Genomic DNA, 2961 nt, shown 5'->3' on the forward strand with positions numbered 1-2961 from the left:
GGCGCCGAGAATGACTTCGCTTCCGCGGCTAAGAGCGACCGCGACGACCGGGATGGAAGGCTTCGCCGTCAGGAGAATGATCGGGCATCTCCACATCGCAACCCGAAGCTTTGGAAATTCGCGCGCGACGAGAGCGCAGACGCCCACTGCGACCGCCCTTTGCGCGACTATGGGAACGGCCATGCGGGAGGCGATCCCACTCACCGAGACGGTGACGGCAATCCCCAACAGGGTGCCGAGGACACGCCCGGTCAGGGAGGATCCCGTTTCGTGCAACTGTTCCTGAGACACGATCACAGCGGACATCGTCGCCCAAAGTGCTTCAGGCAATCCCAGAAACGACGCCAGTTCGTAGGCGACCGTCGCTGAACCTGAACAACGGGCGACGAAGGCGATCGCGCCAGTCCTTTTCTTATCCATGGGAACGCCGCCTTGTATTGTTTCGCTCATGCTCTGCTCAACGCCAGAGGTTGGTGCGAGCGAGGTCGATGACTTCGTCGGCGCGGCCGTTCATGATCGCCTTCACCATATAGAGCGAGAAGCCCTTGGCCATTTCGACGGTAACCGATGGCGGCATCGCGAGCTCCGTCCGGTTGACCACCGCATCGACGACGACCGGCCCGTCATGAGCGAAGGCCGCGGCGATGCCGTCGGTCACCTCGGAGGGATCCTGCAGCCGGATGCTGCGGATGCCGATAGCCTCGGCCATCGCCGCGAAATCGGGGTTTTTCAGCTCGGTGCCGAAATCAAGGAAGCCGGTCGATTTCTGCTCGAGCTCAATGTATCCGAGCGCGCCATTGTTGAAGACGACCACTTTCACCGGCAGGTCGAGCTGCTTGAGGCTGATGAGGTCGCCCATGAGCATGGTGAAGCCGCCGTCGCCCGAGAGCGAGACGACCTGGCGGCCGGGGAAGCCTGCCTGGGCGCCGATCGCCTGAGCCATCGCATTGGCCATAGATCCATGCCAGAACGAGCCGAGCAATCGCCGCTCGCCATTCATGGCCAGATAGCGTGCGGCCCAGACGGTAGGCAGACCGACATCGCAGGTGAACACCGCGTCTCGCGCGGCGCGATCGCTGATCGCCTTGGCGATCTGCTGCGGATGGATCAGGCCGGCGCCCGGACGACCCTCGGCCAGACGGTCGAGGTCGTTGCGCACCTGCGCGTAATGTCGCCGAGCCTGGGCGAGATGCGCGTCGTTGCGTTTCTCGTCCAGTAGCGGAATTAGTTCCTTGAGCGTGGTGCGGACGTCGCCCACAATGGCGGCGTCTGTCGCGCAGCGGCGCCCGATCTGCTCCACCCGGATATCGACCTGCGCGATGCGCACCTTGGCGTCGTTCGGATAGAACTGCCGATAGGGAAAGTCTGCGCCGAGGACCAGCAGGACGTCGCAGTCCAGCATGGCGTAATAGCCGGACGAGAAGCCGATCAGTCCGGTCATGCCCACGTCATAGGGATTGTCCCACTCGACATGCTCCTTGCCGCGCATCGTGTGCACCATCGGCGCCTTGAGGCGCCCGCCGAGCGCCACCAGTTCATTATGCGCACCTTGGCAACCGGAGCCGCACAGGATCGTGACGCGTTGCGCGGCATTGAGGAGCGAAGCCAGATGTTCGAGCGTGGCGCGCGGCGGCGTGATCTCCGCAGGCTGCGGCAGCAGCGCCTCGGATTTGGGGAGCGGCGCCGGTTCGGCAGCCTGCAAGGCGACGTCGCCCGGGATCACCACTACCGAAACGCCACGCTTGCCCACCGCCTCGCGGATCGCGATCTCGAGCACGCGCGGCATCTGGCGCGGGTTGGAGACGAGTTCGCAATAATGGCTGCATTCCCGGAACAGGTTCTCCGGATGGGTCTCCTGGAAGTAGCCCGAGCCGATCTCGGCCGAAGGGATATGGGCCGCGATCGCCAGCACCGGCACGCGAGAGCGATGACAGTCGAACAGGCCGTTGATGAGGTGCAGATTGCCGGGCCCGCAGCTTCCAGCGCAGACGGCGAGGCTGCCTGTCAGGTGCGCCTCGGCGCTGGCGGCAAAGGCGGCGACTTCTTCATGGCGGACGTGAACCCATTCAATCTTGCCCTGTCGGCGGATGGCGTCCGTCAAACCGTTCAAGCTGTCGCCCACGATGCCGTAAATCCGCTTCACACCGGCCGCCGCCAGGGTTTCGGCAAACTGATCCGCAACGGTCCTCATGATCTCGCTCCTTTGCAATAACGGCGGGCATTGCCTCTCACTGAGCGATCTGGGCATGGCGCGAGCGGAAGTCCAATATATGGTGCAAGCGAAACTGATAGCTTTTCGGTATAGCCAGACTATGGACCTGAGGCATCTTCGGTACTTCGCGGCCGTTGCCGAGGAACGGCACTTCACCAGGGCCGCCTGGCGGCTCGGGATCAAGCAGCCGCCATTGAGTCTGCAGATCCGTCAGCTTGAGCAGGAGATAGGGACCTCGCTCTTCCACCGCCTGACGCGCGGCGTGGAACTGACCGAGGCCGGGGCGCTGCTGCTCGAAGAGGCGAGACGGATTCTGGAGCATGTCGAACGGACCAAAGCGAATGTCCAAAGCCGGGCGCGCGGCGAGACGGGGCGTATTCATCTCGGCTTCGCGGGCGCGACCTATTTCCAGCCGCGCATCCCCGGTCTCATACAAGCCTATCGGGAACTTTATCCGGACGTTCTGCTTACGCCGGAGCAGAGCAATACACCTCACCTGATTGAGGCTTTGCGAAATGGTCGCCTCGACGTCGCCTTTGTGCGGCCGCCGCTCAGCGATGGCGAAGGGATCACGATGCAGCCGCTCGTCGAAGAACCCATGCGCGTCGTGCTGCCCTCGAACCATCCGCTGGCCGCCAGCCGCTCCGTACCGCTGATCGCCTTGGCCCGGGAGACGTTTATCCTCTTCCCGCGCGCGATCGGCCCGGGGCTCTATGACAGTATCATAGCGAGTTGCCAGCTCGCCGGGT

The 2961-nt window shown here is 63.7% G+C and carries 3 protein-coding genes; 1 reads left to right on the plus strand and 2 read right to left on the minus strand.

The features are described 5' to 3' along the window. Both ACLP2E_RS14650 and poxB read right to left on the minus strand, forming a co-directional pair. The coding region (locus tag ACLP2E_RS14650) for an FUSC family protein (RefSeq protein WP_442466367.1) at window positions 1-420 on the minus strand (420 nt) is incomplete at its 3' end. Between the two features lie 37 nt (window positions 421-457). Then, the gene (poxB, locus tag ACLP2E_RS14655) at window positions 458-2191 is read right to left on the minus strand and encodes a ubiquinone-dependent pyruvate dehydrogenase (RefSeq protein ID WP_442466368.1); all 1734 of its coding nucleotides are present in this window, start codon (window positions 2189-2191) and stop codon (window positions 458-460) included. A gap of 79 nt (window positions 2192-2270) precedes the next feature. On the opposite strand from poxB, the gene ACLP2E_RS14660 reads away from it, so the two are divergent. After that, a partial coding sequence (locus ACLP2E_RS14660) for a LysR family transcriptional regulator (protein ID WP_442466369.1) occupies window positions 2271-2961 on the plus strand: 691 nt, incomplete at its 3' end.

It is taken from the genome of Rhodoblastus sp., assembly GCF_052145335.1.
Classification (GTDB): Bacteria; Pseudomonadota; Alphaproteobacteria; order Rhizobiales; family Beijerinckiaceae; genus Rhodoblastus.

Coding starts and splice junctions, on each gene's coding strand:
- poxB (WP_442466368.1), bottom strand. CDS start 2,191: ATGAGGACCGTTGCGGATCAGTTTGCCGAAACCCTGGCGGCGGCCGGT.